16 protein-coding genes are annotated in these 14667 nt (G+C 58.3%); 5 read left to right on the top strand and 11 right to left on the bottom strand.

What is annotated here, in order from left to right; translation table 11 throughout:
* Positions 1-74: 74 nt before the first annotated feature.
* From H663_RS30175 to xseB, 7 genes are all read right to left on the bottom strand, one after another.
* Entirely contained in the window at positions 75-1874 is a 1800-nt protein-coding gene (locus H663_RS30175) for a TRAP transporter large permease (RefSeq protein WP_053174090.1), read from the bottom strand.
* Positions 1874-2473, bottom strand: a complete 600-nt coding sequence (locus tag H663_RS30170) for a TRAP transporter small permease subunit (RefSeq protein ID WP_053174088.1) — start codon at positions 2471-2473, stop codon at positions 1874-1876. Before H663_RS30170 ends, H663_RS30175 begins: the two co-directional genes overlap by 1 nt.
* Before the next feature lie 129 nt (positions 2474-2602).
* Entirely contained in the window at positions 2603-3727 is a 1125-nt protein-coding gene (locus tag H663_RS30165) for a substrate-binding domain-containing protein (RefSeq protein WP_053174086.1), read from the bottom strand.
* Between the two features lie 91 nt (positions 3728-3818).
* Positions 3819-4898, bottom strand: a complete 1080-nt coding sequence (locus tag H663_RS30160) for a TRAP transporter substrate-binding protein (protein ID WP_053174084.1) — start codon at positions 4896-4898, stop codon at positions 3819-3821.
* A gap of 182 nt (positions 4899-5080) precedes the next feature.
* A complete protein-coding gene (gene dxs, locus H663_RS30155) occupies positions 5081-6925 on the bottom strand; it encodes a 1-deoxy-D-xylulose-5-phosphate synthase (protein ID WP_053174081.1) in 1845 nt (614 codons plus the stop codon).
* Between the two features lie 3 nt (positions 6926-6928).
* Positions 6929-7837: a polyprenyl synthetase family protein gene (locus H663_RS30150; protein WP_053174079.1), complete on the bottom strand. Its 909-nt coding sequence runs from the start codon at positions 7835-7837 to the stop codon at positions 6929-6931.
* Complete coding sequence (gene xseB, locus H663_RS30145) at positions 7834-8085, bottom strand: exodeoxyribonuclease VII small subunit (protein ID WP_053176750.1); 252 nt, start codon at positions 8083-8085, stop codon at positions 7834-7836. The genes H663_RS30150 and xseB overlap by 4 nt, the downstream gene beginning before the upstream one ends.
* 275 nt (positions 8086-8360) lie before the next feature.
* On the opposite strand from xseB, the gene H663_RS30140 reads away from it, so the two are divergent.
* The 3 genes from H663_RS30140 to H663_RS30130 are packed head-to-tail and all read left to right on the top strand — an operon-like array spanning position 8361 to position 11262.
* Positions 8361-9488 (top strand): aromatic ring-hydroxylating oxygenase subunit alpha, encoded by a 1128-nt coding sequence (locus H663_RS30140; RefSeq protein ID WP_053174077.1) that lies wholly within the window; start codon positions 8361-8363, stop codon positions 9486-9488.
* A 13-nt stretch (positions 9489-9501) separates the two neighbouring features.
* The gene (locus H663_RS30135) at positions 9502-10389 is read left to right on the top strand and encodes a DMT family transporter (RefSeq protein ID WP_053174076.1); all 888 of its coding nucleotides are present in this window, start codon (positions 9502-9504) and stop codon (positions 10387-10389) included.
* 15 nt (positions 10390-10404) lie between these two features.
* The gene (locus H663_RS30130; RefSeq protein ID WP_053174074.1) at positions 10405-11262 is read left to right on the top strand and encodes a sulfurtransferase; all 858 of its coding nucleotides are present in this window, start codon (positions 10405-10407) and stop codon (positions 11260-11262) included.
* Positions 11263-11332: 70 nt separating this feature from the next.
* On the opposite strand, the gene rplS is transcribed toward H663_RS30130, so the two are convergent.
* The 4 genes from rplS to rpsP all read right to left on the bottom strand — a co-directional run bounded on the left by rplS (position 11333) and on the right by rpsP (position 13547).
* The gene (rplS, locus tag H663_RS30125; RefSeq protein ID WP_053174072.1) at positions 11333-11716 is read right to left on the bottom strand and encodes a 50S ribosomal protein L19; all 384 of its coding nucleotides are present in this window, start codon (positions 11714-11716) and stop codon (positions 11333-11335) included.
* Positions 11717-11883: 167 nt separating this feature from the next.
* Positions 11884-12633 carry a tRNA (guanosine(37)-N1)-methyltransferase TrmD gene (trmD, locus tag H663_RS30120; RefSeq protein WP_053174070.1) on the bottom strand — a complete coding sequence of 250 codons (750 nt, stop codon included), beginning with the start codon at positions 12631-12633 and terminating at the stop codon, positions 11884-11886.
* Between the two features lie 28 nt (positions 12634-12661).
* Complete coding sequence (gene rimM / locus H663_RS30115; protein ID WP_053176748.1) at positions 12662-13279, bottom strand: ribosome maturation factor RimM; 618 nt, start codon at positions 13277-13279, stop codon at positions 12662-12664.
* A gap of 16 nt (positions 13280-13295) precedes the next feature.
* Positions 13296-13547 (bottom strand): 30S ribosomal protein S16, encoded by a 252-nt coding sequence (gene rpsP / locus H663_RS30110; RefSeq protein ID WP_053174068.1) that lies wholly within the window; start codon positions 13545-13547, stop codon positions 13296-13298.
* 137 nt (positions 13548-13684) lie between these two features.
* Between rpsP and H663_RS30105 the strand changes: the two genes are divergently transcribed.
* Together H663_RS30105 and H663_RS30100 are read left to right on the top strand one after the other, a co-directional pair.
* On the top strand, positions 13685-14206 hold the full coding sequence (locus tag H663_RS30105) for a GNAT family N-acetyltransferase (RefSeq protein ID WP_053174066.1): 522 nt from the start codon (positions 13685-13687) through the stop codon (positions 14204-14206).
* An 8-nt stretch (positions 14207-14214) separates the two neighbouring features.
* Positions 14215-14661, top strand: a complete 447-nt coding sequence (locus H663_RS30100; RefSeq protein ID WP_053174064.1) for a TM2 domain-containing protein — start codon at positions 14215-14217, stop codon at positions 14659-14661.
* Positions 14662-14667 lie beyond the last annotated feature (6 nt).

Genomic DNA, 14667 nt, shown 5'->3' with positions numbered 1-14667 from the left:
ATGAAAGCGTTTGCATAGGTCGATCCCCATGAAAAAAGCCCGGCGTACCGGGCTCTTCATGGGGCGACAGGAAATTACTTCTTGCCAGACTTCATCTCGGCTTCCAAGGCCTTGGCGGGGTCCTCTTCGGCCGCGGCATCTGCAGCAGGCTTCATGTCATCCATGTTCACTGCGTCGTCCTTGCCAGTGTCTTCCTCGGCGCGGTCGAGCATTTGCTCGAATGCGGCGTCGGCATCGATCTTGACGCCTTCCTTCAGGCCACCTGTCACCAAGTTGGGGAAGGCAATGATGGCGGCGACCATGATCAACTGCAACACAATGAAGGCGATAGAGCCTTTGTAGATCTCAGACGTTTTGACTGCAGGGATGTTTTCACCCGTGATCCGGTCCTTGTAATCGTTTTTGGGCGCCACACTGCGCAAATAGAACAGGGCAAAGCCAAACGGCGGCGTCAAGAACGAGGTCTGCAGGTTCATCGCCACGATCACACCAAACCAGATCATGGCTTGGTCGGCGGTCATGCCCGGCACCAAGCCCGGCAAGATCTTCTCTGCCACGGGGGCCAGGATCGGGATCACGATGAAGGCGATTTCGAAGAAATCGATGAAACAACCCAAGATGAAAATCAGGAGGTTCACCACAATCAGGAAACCGATCGCGCCGCCCGGCATGTCAACGAACAAGTGCTCCACCCAGATGTGACCGTCGGCCGCGTTGAAGGTGAAGCTGAAGACCGTGGAGCCGATCAGGATGAACAACACAAAAGACGCCAGCTTGGCCGTGTTTTCCAGCGCTTGGTTCATCAATTTCTTGTCCAGGCGCTTGCGGCTCACAGCCAGGATCAAGGCACCCAAAGCACCCATCGCGCCGCCCTCAGTGGGTGTCGCGACACCCAGGAAAATCGTACCCAAAACCAAAAAGATCAGGATCAGGGGCGGCATCAGCACAAAGGTCACTTGCTCGGCCAAGCGCGACAACAAGCCCATGCCGGTGAGACGGTTCACGATGGCCAAGGCCAAAGCCACCAGCGAAGCCACTGTCATGGACATGATCACGATTTCGTCATCGGGAGAGGGCAAAGTACGTTCGAGCCAGGCGGTCATGATCCCATCGTGGACAGTCGCCCAGACGTAGCCCACCACCGTGCACAAGATCAAGAGCAAGAACAAGGACACATGGCCTGATTTGCCATTGGCTTCGCGGTAAATGCGGGCTTCTACCGGCAGCGCGGGCACCATGGCCGGCTTGAAAATCGCCACCACGACAATGAACAGGACGTACAAACCCACCAACAACAAGCCGGGCACCAAAGCGCCGGCATACATGTCACCCACCGAACGGCCCAATTGGTCGGCCAACACGATCAACACCAACGAAGGGGGGATGGCTTGCGCCAAGGTGCCCGAAGCCGTGATGGCCCCGGTAGCGATCACACGGCTGTAACCGTAGCGCAGCATGATGGGCAAAGAGATCAAGCCCATGGAAATCACGGCAGCAGCCACGACGCCGGTGGTGGCCGCCAGCAAGGCGCCCACCAAAATCACCGCAATGGCCACACCACCGCGCACGGGACCGAACACCTGGCCCACCGTCTCCAGCAAATCCTCGGCCATGCCGGATTTTTGCAAGATGATGCCCATGAAGGTGAAAAACGGAATGGCCAGCAAGGTGTCGTTTTGCATGATGCCGAAAATGCGCAGCGGCAAGGCTTGGAACAAGGAGGGCGGGAACAACCCGGCCTCCATGCCAATGAAGCCAAAGCCCAAGCCGCAAGCGGCCAGTGCGAAAGCCACCGGAAAACCGGTGAGCAGCAGCACAAACAAACCGGCAAACATGATGGGCACAAAGTTCTGTGCCAAGAAAGTCGCTTCCATCAACGTGCTCCCTGCGCTTGCTGCGCGATTTTTTCAAGTTCCAGCATTTCTTTTTCTTCGTCCGACATGGTGCTTTCAGCCGACAAGGGGTCTTCTCCAGCCCCGGTTAAAAACGACAAGCGCTTGATCAACTCCGACACGCCTTGAAGCATGAGCAATCCAAAACCGAGGGGTACCAAAGCGTAAACAGGCCACCGGATCAGGCCGCCCGCGTTGGAAGACATCTCGCCCGTGTTGTAGGCCTGGATGAACAAGGGCCAAGACAAGTAAATGCACAAGTAACAAAATGGAAACAGGGCCAGCAAGATACCACCCACATCGATCCAGTTGCGGGCACGCGCCGTCAGCATGGTGGAAATGAAGTCAATGCGTACGTGGGAATTTCTCAGCAAACCGTAACCTGCGCCCAGCAAAAAGACTGCGGCAAACAGGTACCACTGAATCTCCAGCAAACCGTTCGAACTCACGTTGAAGGCCTTGCGCACGATGGCATTACCCGCGCTGATGAGCGTCACGATCAAAATCAGCCACGTGGTGAATTTGCCCACCGACTGGTTCAAGCGGTCAATGCCGCTTGAGAGTTTCAATAAAGATTTCATTTGAACTCCAAAAAACTTGCGCGATTGTAAGTCTGTGTTAGCGCGCTCTCGAACCACCCCCCCGAAAACCAGCGTTGATATTTTCGGCGCTCGGTTTGAAACCCTTTCAAACCTTCGGGCAGATTCGGTTCAAGCGCCTGAGTGGGGCCTTGAAGACCTGAATTGCCACCAAGGCAGCATGCTGCGCAAGGATTGCACCTGACCGGTCTGGGGTGTTGGGCTGTAGCCGCCCAGGCTCTGCAGTCTGGCTTGCCAGGCTGAACTGCTCAGCAAACGCCTCAATTGCAAGACGGGCGGGGTATCGAGCGCCGAGGCCAGGCACACCAGCCAATAATGCTCCTGGTGCAGGGGCACAAAATCGAGGCCATGGACATGGGCGGCTTGGGCGATGCCCAGGCCCACATCGGCTTGACCCGACGCAATGCGCGCGGCCACTGCAGCGTGTGAGTTTTCCTCCTGCGCATAGCCACAAAGCGCCGCGGGCAATAAGCCTCTTTCTTCCAAACACTGGTCGAGCAACAATCGGGTGCCGGTTCCGCTGCTGCGGTTGACAAAGCGCACACCCGCTTGGCAAAGATCTGCCCAATCCCTCAAGCCCAAGGGGTTCCCCTTGGCGACCATCAACCCTTGCGAACGCTGGGCAAAACCGATCAATTTGTGCTGGCCCGTTTTGAGCAAGGGCTTGTAGGTGCGGGCGACCAAGGACTCGACGTCGGGTTGCCAAGGGGCATGGAAACCCGCCACATGGCACCGCCCCTCGTTCAAAGCTCGAATCGCGTCCACGCTGCCACAAAACCGCAGGTCCAAATGCAAGGCTTGGGATGCGGCCTCTTCGCGCAGCAGGTCCATGGCCGCGTCATGACTGGCAAAGACGGGCAGGGCCAGGTGGGCGGGGTCAAACGCCACCGCAAATGTTTTTTCCAGGTCGGCATGCAAGGCACTGATTTGCGGCAATAGCCGAGCCTGCGCTTGGCGCTCTGCCCACAGCAGCTTGTCGGCAAAACCGGTGAGTCTGGCCGCCTGCCCTTTCTCCCAAATGATCAGGGCCTGACCCAAACTTTGCTCCCAGCGTTTGAGCTCCCCCCAGACATGGCGGTAAGACAAGCCCATGGCATTGGCGGCCCCACCAATCGAGCCGGCATCGCGCACCGCCTGCAACAAGTCCATCAGCGGGTTGCGCAGCGGACTTTGGCGGTTGCGCACCGCTTCAGCGCCCGGGGATGCCCATTGGTAAGAAAGCTCGATGTGTTGCATGGTGGTAAGTTTGCACGACGACACGACCCATTGGGAAACTTCATGAAAAAAGGCCCCGAAGGGCCTTTTTTCATGCATGCATGCCCGCTGTTTACAGCTTGGCCGATTGCATGTAGCGATCGAACGTGGCTTCGGTGAAACGGAACCACTGGTTTTGGTCCTTGCGGAAAGCCGAGTAGTCGTCGTAGATCTTCTTCCAGTTCGGGTTGGACTGGCGCAGCTCTTCGTACAGGGCCATGGACTGCTTGAAAGCCTCGTCCATCACCACCTTAGGGAAAGGCCGCAACTTGACACCGCCGGCCACCAAGCGCTTGAGGGCCGCAGGGTTGCGGTTGTCATAACGCGCTTGCATTTCGGTGTGCGCGTAAGACGCAGCAGATTCCACGATGGCCTGGTTCTCTTTGGACAGGGCGTTGAAAGCAGCCTTGTTGATGTAGAAGTCCAGCTGTGCGCCACCTTCCCAGAAACCTGGGTAGTAGTAGTTTTTAGCCACTTTTTGGAAGCCCAGCTTTTCGTCGTCGTAGGGACCGACCCACTCCACGGCGTCAATGGTGCCTTTTTCCAGAGCTTGGTAAATCTCGCCACCGGGAATGTTCTGCGGCACAGCGCCCATGCGGGACAGGACCTTGCCAGCGAAACCGCCGACGCGGAACTTAAGGCCCTTGATGTCTGCCAAGGTCTTGATTTCCTTGCGGTACCAGCCGCCCATTTGGGCGCCAGTGTTGCCGCCGGGGAAGTTGATGATGTTGTACTTGTCGTAGAACTCACGGAACAGCTTCATGCCGTTGCCGTCATAGAACCAGGAGGTGAGCTGGCGGCTGTTCAAACCAAACGGAATGGCCGCGCCCAGGGCGAAGGTGTCGTCCTTGCCAAAGAAATAGTAAGGGGCTGTGTGAGCCGCCTCAACTGTGCCTTGCTGAACACCGTCCACCACGCCGAAAGCGGGCATCAATTCGCCTGCAGCATGCACGGTGACGACAAACTTGCCGCCAGACATGGCATTGACCTTTTCGGCAAACACTTCGGCTGCGCCAAAGATGGTGTCCAAGGCTTTCGGGAAGCTGGAAGCAAGGCGCCAGCGGATGGCGGCCTGGGCGTGAACTGCAGGTGCAGCACCCGCAGCCAAAACACCGGCAATACCGGCGTTTTTAATGATGGAACGACGATCCATGAGGAACTCCTTGTGATGAATACTCAAACCCGTTTGAAAGGGGTTGCTTGGTAAAGCAGCACTTATTTTAGAAAGCCCCACGACTCAAAACCGTGGGGGTTTACCCTTTTTTAAATCATTAAATTGATAGGGCTTTAGCCATTCCGAAGGCCTCATGACGTGCAGATCGGCAAGAAATTGTCTTAAAGCCACCGCCGCCGAATCGAAGCCTCAATGCCAGCGGCATCCAGCCCCTGCAAAGCCAGCAGCTTGGCCGGGTCGCCATGCTCAATGAACACATCAGGCAAGCCCAGGTGCAAGACTGGCCGGATGATTTGCAATGCCTGCAGGGCCTCAGCCACGGCGCTGCCTGCGCCGCCCATGATGCACCCCTCCTCCACGGTGACGATGCGCTCGTGGCTTTGGGCGATTTGGGCCAGCAAGTCGACATCCAGCGGCTTGACCCAGCGCATGTTGACCACCGTGGCGTTGAGCTTTTCTGCGGCCTGCAGGGCCGGAGCCAGCAAAGTGCCGAAGGCCAAAATAGCCAAGTTATCGCCTTGGCGGCGCACTTCGCCTTTGCCAAAGGGCAAGCCGTCCAGATCGTGGCCGGGCTGCGCGCCCACACCCGCACCGCGTGGGTAACGCACCACCACCGGGTGGTTTTGTGCATAAGCCGTGCTCAGCAACTGTCGGCATTCGCGCTCGTCGGCCGGACAGGCCAGGCTCATGTTGGGGATGCAACGGATGTAGGCAATGTCGTAAACCCCGGCGTGGGTGGCTCCGTCGGCACCCACCAATCCCGCGCGGTCGAGTGCGAACACCACTGGCAGGTTTTGCAGCGCCACGTCGTGGATCAGCTGGTCATAGCCGCGCTGCAAAAAGGTGGAATAAATCGCCACCACAGGCTTGAGGCCTTCGCAGGCCATGCCAGCGGCAAAGGTCACGGCGTGCTGCTCGGCAATGCCCACGTCGTAATAGCGCTTGGGAAAGCGCTGATGGAACTCGACCATGCCCGAGCCCTCGCGCATGGCAGGCGTGATGCCGACCAGGCGCATGTCTTTTTCGGCCATGTCGCACAGCCACTGGCCAAACACCTGGGTGAAGGTGGTTTTGGCTGGTGTGGCGGCAGGGATCAGGCCCACGTTGGGATCGAATTTGCCGGGACCGTGGTAGGCGACCGGATCGGCTTCGGCCTTTTCATAGCCCTGACCTTTTTTGGTCACCACATGCAAGAACTGCGGGCCATCTAGGTGTTTGATGTTTTCCAGCGTCGGGATCAGCGACTGCAGGTCGTGCCCGTCGATGGGGCCGATGTAGTTGAAACCGAATTTCTCGAACAGCGTGGCGGGCACGACCATGCCTTTGGCGTGTTCCTCCAGGCGCTTGGCCAGCTCGAAAAGGGGCGGTGCGTTTTTGAGCACATTTTTGGCACCGGCCTTGGCCGCCGAATAAAAACGCCCGCTCATGAGTTGGGCCAAATAGCGGTTGAGCGCACCCACCGGAGGGCTGATCGACATGTCGTTGTCGTTCAGGATGACCAACAGCTTGCACTCTTCCACGCCCGCGTTGTTCAGGGCCTCAAAGGCCATGCCAGCGGTCATGGCACCGTCACCGATCACGGCAATCGAGTGGCGCGATTCGCCTTTTTGACGGGCTGCCACGGCCATGCCTAAAGCGGCCGAGATGCTGGTGGACGAGTGCGCCGTGCCAAAGGTGTCGTATTCGCTCTCGTCGCGCCGAGGAAAGCCCGACAAACCGCCAAACTGACGCAATGTGGGCATGCGCTCTCGGCGGCCCGTGAGGATTTTGTGCGGGTAAGTCTGGTGCCCCACATCCCAAACGATGCGGTCTTCGGGGGTGTTGAAGACGTAGTGCAAAGCCACCGTCAACTCCACGGTGCCCAGGTTGGAACTGAGGTGACCACCGGTTTTGGAGACGTTGTCGAGCACGCAGTGACGCAGTTCGTCGGCCAGGCGCGGCAAGTCTGAGCGTGCCAGTTGGCGCAAGTCAGCGGGGGATTGGATGGCGTGGAGCAGTGAGGTCATGACTTAATGGGTGCGTTGCACCACCATGGTGGCCAGGGCGCGCAAGGGCATCAAGCGTTCAGCGGGTAAACCGCTGTCCAGCAAGGCTTGTTCGGCTTCCTGGGCCAATTGATCGGCCAGGCGCTGTGCAGGCGCAAGGCCCATCAGCGCCACGTAGGTGGGTTTGTCGGCAGCGGCGTCTTTGCCGGCTGTTTTGCCCAGGGTGGCGGAGTCGGTGGTGACATCCAAAATGTCATCCACCACCTGAAACGCCAGGCCCAAAACTTCTCCGAATCGGCTCAAGGCGGCCGATGTTTCATGTGATTGCGCAGGTCCACAGGTTGCCCCCATTTGCACACCGCACAACAAGAGGGCGCCGGTTTTGAGGCGGTGCATCTGGCGCAACTGCGCTTCATCCAGACGATGGCCCACACTGGCCAAGTCAATCGCCTGACCGCCGGCCATGCCAAAGTAACCGCTGGCACGCGCCAGCAAACCCACACACGCCGCTTGCACTGCGGCGGGCACCTCGGTGATGGGGGGCGTCAAAAATTCAAACGCCAAGGCTTGCAGCGCATCCCCAGCCAGCAAAGCCTGCGCTTGGCCAAACTGCACATGCACTGTGGGTTTGCCTCGCCTGAGCACGTCGTTGTCCATGCAAGGCATGTCGTCGTGCACCAGCGAATAGGCATGGATCAGCTCCAGCGCGCAGGCCGCACGCAGGGCTGCTTGGTTGTCAGTGGGTGCGCCCACCGCCTCGGCCGCAGCAAGCACGAGCAAGGGGCGAAGACGTTTGCCACCATCCAGAACGGCATAGCGCATGGCCTGGCCCAACTCCGCCGGGGCCTGAGCGTCCACCCATTGAGACAAGGCATCTTCGACGCGGTCCAAGTGGGCTTGCATCCAAGCTTTGAAATCCGATGCCTTGTTCATGTGCCATTCCAGGGTTTGAGTTGCGCACCGTCCAACACTTTGATCTGGTCCTCCACGGCCTGGAGTTTGTCACGGCAAAAGGCCAACAAGGCAGCGCCCCTCTGGTAACCCGACAAAAGCAGATCCAGGGGCATTTGTCCAGATTCCAGTTGAATCACCAACTGCTCCAACTCCGACAAGGCACCTTCATAAGTGGCTGGCAAGGGGGCTGCGAGTTCTGAAGTCTCTGTTGGGGAAGCCTTGGGCATGGGGTATTCCGTGAAAAATCTGATTTTAGGCGCTTCAATGGCCCCGGATGCACGCCACAAGCCCCACATTTTTTGAAAATATCGGCGCATCAGACCACAAAACACCCTTGCTTGCACTCTGTAGACACAGCACACAAGCCAGTCCAAACACCCTGCGGGGTACAATCGACGGTTCCTCGGCAGGGTGTACCCTGTCATTTTTTTGCGCCAGTGTCTTCGGATTCAGCGCTTTGTCCCTGCCCCTTCATAGGGGGAGTCTCTAGGTCAGGTCACCCATGTCTGATTTAAGTCTTCAACTGCAGCAGGCCGCAAGCCAACTACCAGTTTCAACTTATTTCGATGAGGCGCTGTTTCAGCGCGAATTGAAAACCCTCTTCCAGCAAGGCCCGCGCTATGTAGGCCACCAGCTGGCCGTGCCCCATGCGGGCGACTATTACACCCTGCCCCACGAGGACCAAGGCCGCGCCTTGGTGCGCAACGCCCAAGGCGGGGTTGAACTCGTCTCGAACGTCTGCCGCCACCGCCAAGCCATCATGCTCAGCGGCCGGGGCAATCTGCACACCCAGCAAAAAGGCAGCGCAGGCGGCAACATCGTCTGCCCGCTGCACCGCTGGACTTATGCGTCCGACGGCCAGTTGCTGGGTGCCCCCCACTTTGCCCAAGACCCCTGCCTGAACCTGAACAACTACAAGTTGCAGGAATGGAACGGCCTGTTGTTTGAGGACAACGGCCGCAACATCGCCGCCGACCTGGCAGGCATGGGACCCCGCTCACAACTCGATTTTTCAGGCTACGCCCTTGACCGGGTGGAACTGCACGAATGCAACTACAACTGGAAAACCTTCATCGAGGTTTATCTGGAGGACTACCATGTCGGCCCCTTCCACCCGGGGCTGGGCCAGTTCGTCACCTGTGATGACCTGAGCTGGGAGTTCAAGGAGCACTATTCGGTGCAGACCGTGGGGGTGTCGGGCGGCTTTGGCAAGCCGGGTTCTGACACTTACAAAAAATGGCATGAGGTGCTGCTGAAATACCGCAACGGCCAACTGCCCGAGCGCGGCGCGATTTGGCTGACCTATTACCCGCACATCATGGTCGAGTGGTACCCGCATGTGCTCACCGTCTCCACCCTGCACCCGATCAGCCCGAACAAGACGCTGAACATGGTGGAGTTTTACTACCCCGAAGAAATCGTCGCCTTCGAGCGTGAATTTGTCGAAGCCCAGCAAGCTGCCTATATGGAAACCTGCATCGAGGACGACGAGATTGCCGAGCGCATGGACGCTGGTCGCAAAGCCCTGCTGGCCCGAGGCGACAACGAAGTAGGCCCCTACCAAAGCCCCATGGAGGACGGCATGCAGCACTTTCATGAGTGGTACCGCCGTCAGATAAACACCCTCTGAGCAGAAAGCGCCGATGCAAGCCTCCTGGATGATTCTTGCGTCGCTGTTTTTTGCATCGATGAGTGTCTGCATCAAATTTGCAGCCTCACACTTTCACACTTTTGAGCTGGTTTTTTACCGGGGCTTGATTGGCATGGTCTTCATGGCCACTCTGTGCAAGATGCAAAACGTGTCGCTGCGCACAGCCATTCCCATGATGCATGTCTGGCGCTCCATCATTGGCGTCGCCTCCCTGTCTGCCTGGTTTTATGCCATTGCCCATTTGCCCCTGGCCACGGCCATGACCCTCAACTACATGAGCGGTGTATGGGTTGCGGCCTTTTTGATTGGCGGCACCTTGGTGATGGGGCGTTTGCAGGACGCGAGCAAACAAGGTCCTGTCGTGCTGACCGTGATCGCTGGCTTCAGCGGTGTCGTCATGATTTTGCGTCCGACCATTGAACAAAACCAGTTGTTTGCAGGCGTCATTGGGCTGCTCTCGGGGCTTGGAGCTGCACTGGCCTACATACAAGTGGCCGCGCTGGGTCGCTTAGGGGAAGCCGAATCTCGGACCGTGTTTTATTTCTCAATGGGCAGCACCCTTGTGGGGGCCGTTGCCATCTTGTTCACTGGTGCGAGTGCATGGACCTGGCCTGAAGCCCTTTGGTTGCTGCCCATTGGCATACTGGCAGCTCTGGGCCAGCTGAGCATGACCAAGGCTTATGCCAGCGGTGCCACCTTGGTGGTAGCCAACTTGCAGTATTCAGGCATCGTCTTCGCGGCCTTGTATGGCTTGTTTTTGTTTGGCGACCAGATTCCCCTCATCGGCTGGACAGGCATGGGGCTGATCATCGCCAGCGGCATTGCAGCCACCGCCCTGCGCAGCCGTGCCCTGCCCCAAGCGCCCGCAGAAGAACACTGAACCAGGAGAAACATCATGTACAACTTGTTGATCACAGCCCAACAGCTTCAGGCCTTAGTCCAGCAAGATGCCAAGATCGCCGTGCTCGACGGCAGTTTTGATCTGATGAACCCGCAAGTGGCTGAAGACTGCTTTCAGGCAGAGCACATTGCAGGTGCCTTTCAGGCGCATCTGGATCAGCACCTGAGCACGCACGAGGCGAGTCAGGCAGTCAATGGCGGACGCCATCCCTTGCCTCAGCGCGAACGGGTTGCCCAATGGCTGGGTCAACTGGGCATAGACAACTCGATGCAAATCGTGGTCTATGACCGCAATGGCAGCCAATACTGTGGACGGGCCTGGTGGATGCTCAAATGGCTCGGCCACGACGCCGTGGCCGTGCTTGATGGGGGCTTACAAGCCTGGAAAGCGCTGGGTGGTCCTTTGGCTTCAGGCCTCGCCACACCCGGACAAGCCAGAACATTTGCACTCCGCCCCCCCTTGCGACAACTGGTCCTCACCGAAACCGTGCTGTCTCAATTGGGCCATCCCACCCAAACCATCGTCGATGCCCGGGCGGCCGCACGTTACCGTGGTGAGGTGGAACCTCTGGACCCCATTGCCGGGCACATTCCGGGTGCCTTGAACCGGCCATTTGCGGATAACTTCACACCGGACGGGCACTTTAAACCTGCCGATGTGCTCAAGGCTGAGTGGGAACAAGTGCTGGCTGGACGTGACGCCAGCACCGTGGTGCACCACTGCGGCAGCGGCGTGACCGCAGTCCCCAACCTGCTGGCCATGGAAGTGGCTGGTTACAGCCCCACCGCCCTGTATGCCGGCAGCTGGAGCGAATGGTCACGCACAGCAGGCTTGCCTTGCGCGCAAGGCTGAAAAGCAAAAGCCCATAAAAAAACCGCCCTGGGCTTGCACCCGGGCGGTTTTTTTTACCTTGGAAAAGGCTTTACGCAGCGGCCACTGGGGCTGCTTTGCGCTGTGGCAACTTTTCCTTGATACGTGCCGACTTGCCGCTGCGGTCACGCAGGTAGTACAGCTTGGCGCGGCGAACATCACCACGGCGCTTGACTTCGATGCTGGCGATCAAAGGGCTGTAGGTTTGGAACGTACGTTCCACGCCTTCACCGCTGGAGATCTTGCGCACTGTGAAGCCGCTGTTCAGACCGCGATTGCGCTTGGCAATCACAACACCTTCATAAGCCTGAACGCGCTTGCGGGTACCTTCGACCACATTCACGCTCACGATCACGGTGTCGCCTGGGGCAAATTCAGGAATCACTTTACCCAAACGGGCAATTTCTTCCTGCTCAAGAGTTTGAATCAAATTCATTTTTTGAACTCCGTCCGATCATGCCTCGCTACACAAGGGGCGTTCTGTGCTGTGCAGGCCATGCTCAAGGCATGACTGAGACAGATCGCGGCGGGTAGAGGATCGAAAAGCCTTTGATTATAACTTTTTCAAAAGCCGTTTCTGAACATCGCACGAATCAAGCAGGCTCACTGTTGTTTCAGGAAGGCCTCATCCTGGCGATTGAGATGACCCGCCACACGGGCTTGGTCGATCAGTTCAGGGCGATGCAAGGCTGTCAAACGCAGGCTTTGCTCGCGGCGCCAGCGCTCGATGTGCGCATGATGACCGGACATCAATTCCGGCGGCACAGCATGGCCTTGCCAAACCTCGGGGCGGGTGTAATGCGGGCTATCGAGCAAACCATCGAGTGCAGGATTGAAGCTGTCGAGTTGGTGGCTGCCCGCATCATTGAGCACACCCGGCTGCAAACGGGCCACGGCGTCCAGCAAAGCCATGGCCGCGATTTCGCCGCCAGAGAGCACGAAGTCGCCCAAACTGATTTGATGGTCAACATGGTGGTCAATGAAGCGCTGGTCCACACCTTCGTAGCGGCCGCACAGCAGCACAGCGCCTGCGCTAGCCGACCATTGGGCCACCGCGCTGTGGTTCAGGGCACGACCTATCGGCGAAAACAACACCAAGGGCGCAGGTTGCGCCTCTTGCCGATCGGCGCGAATGGCCGTCAGGCACTTGAACAAGGGCTCGGCCAGCATGACCATGCCGGGGCCACCGCCAAAAGAGCGGTCATCCACCCGGCGGTAATTGCCTTCGGCGTGGTCGCGCGGATTCCACAAACGCACGTCGACCAAACCGCTTTCGTAGGCACGGCGCGTGATGCCACTGGTCAACAGCGGCGCAAACAACTCGGGAAACAGGGTAATGATGTCAAAGCGCATGGGGATGGCCCTCCACGGCCGAGGCGGCTCAGTAGTCGGGCTGCCAGTCGACCGTGATGCGCTTGCCTGGCAAATCAACCCCGTCGACGAAAGCGGCCACGAAAGGAATCATGCGCTCGACAGGTTTACCGCCCTCAACTTCAGGCCGAGCTTCGATGACCAGCACCGTTTGCGGTCCGGTGGACATGAGGTCGCGCACCTGACCCAGATCCACACCTTCGCGGTTGAGCACTTGCAGGCCGATCAGATCAACCCAGTAATACTCTCCGTCGGCCGCTGTGGGAAAACTCGAACGGGGCACAAAAATGCGTGCGCCACGCAAGGCCTCTGCGGCATTGCGGTCGTTGATGTCGTGGGCAGTGGCCACGATGGTGTCTGAATGGTCTTTGGACTCTTTGATGCGCAAAAGCAAAGGTTCGGTCCATGCAGCAGCTTCAGACTTGGCAGCTGCAGCTTCCGTGGGTCGCTTGGGTTTCATGGGCCGATCGGGCGGCAATAAAAACCAGCGCTTGGAAGAAAAAAGCGCCTCGGGCGAGGCGCTGTGGGGCAAGACCTTGAACCAGCCTTTGATGCCCCAGGCATCGGCAATGCGCCCGACCTCAATGGCGTCAGCGGGCAGAGCCGCTGTCTCCAATGGAGGACGCATCACCAACATCGGCCGATCAGGCTGCAGCTTTGCCAGCTTGACGGATCAGGCGTTCCACAGTGGGAGAAGCCTGGGCACCCACGCTCTTCCAGTAGGTCAGGCGGTCTTGTGCAAGGCGCAGGCCTTCTTCGCCGCCTTTGGCTGTGGGGTTGTAGAAACCGATGCGCTCGAGGAAGCGACCATCACGACGCACGCGCTTGTCGGCGACGACGATGTTGAAGAAAGGACGTGCTTTAGAGCCGCCGCGGTTCAGACGAATAACAACCATGATTTATCCTTGGGTGGTTGGGTTTCTCCGGAACAAATGCCGGGAAGCCCGTTTTCTTTCAGCGTTTGAGACACGCAACTGGCCACCCGGCCAGTGACACACTGAAAAGCCCACCATTATACAACGGGAGCCTTGCCTTGCCACTCATTCGCCCCAGCCGCGAGCAAGATGTCGCCGCCATCACCGCCATTTACAGCCACCATGTCCTCAACAGCACAGGCACCTTCGAGATTGATCCGCCGACCGAAGCCGACATGGCCAGTCGCCGCGCCGATGTGCTGCGCAAGGGTTTTCCGTATTTGGTGATCGAAGAGGCAGGCCGCGTGATGGGTTTTGCCTATTGCAATGTATTCAAGCCCCGTGCGGCTTACCGCTTTTGCGCCGAAGATTCGATATACATGGCCCCAGACGCCCACCGCAAGGGCATGGGCAAAGCCTTGCTGGCAGAGTTATGTGCACAGGCCCAACGCGCAGGTGTGCGCAAATTTCTGGCCGTCATCGGTGATTCAGCCAATGCGGGCTCCATCGGTGTGCACACCGCCTTGGGTTTCAGCCACGTCGGCGTGCTCAAGTCCTGCGGCTGGAAGTTCGGGCGCTGGCTCGATGTCGTGATGATGGAAAAGCCTTTGGGGGCTGGCGACAGCATGGCTCCGCAATAATCAGCCCCATGAAAAACAAAACAATTGCCACTTGGTTGACTTTTTGGACTGGCCCCTTGGGCTTGCACCGCTTTTACCTTTATGGCTTGACCGACATGCTGGGCTGGTTGCTGCCCATTCCGACCGCTTTGGGTTTTTATGGGCTGGAACGCGTGCAGCAGTTTGGCCAGGACGACACCCTCAGCTGGATGCTGATTCCTTTGCTGGGGTTCACCATGGCGGGCTGCGCTTTGAACGCCATTGTTTATGGCCTGACTTCTGTTGAGAAATGGAATGCCAAATTCAACCCCAAAAGCGAAGCACTCCACCCAGCAGGCCGCACCCACTGGGGCACGATCATTGGCATCGCGGTGGCATTGCTGTTGGGCACCACCGTGTTGATGTCCAGCCTGGTGTTCAGCTTTCAGCGTTATTTTGAATACCAGATCGAAGCGGCCCGCCTGATCAGCCAATGAAAAAAG

It is taken from the genome of Limnohabitans planktonicus II-D5 (assembly GCF_001270065.2).
Taxonomy (GTDB): Bacteria; Pseudomonadota; Gammaproteobacteria; order Burkholderiales; family Burkholderiaceae_C; genus Limnohabitans_A; species Limnohabitans_A planktonicus.
This window is presented reverse-complemented; position numbering and strand designations above follow the sequence as displayed.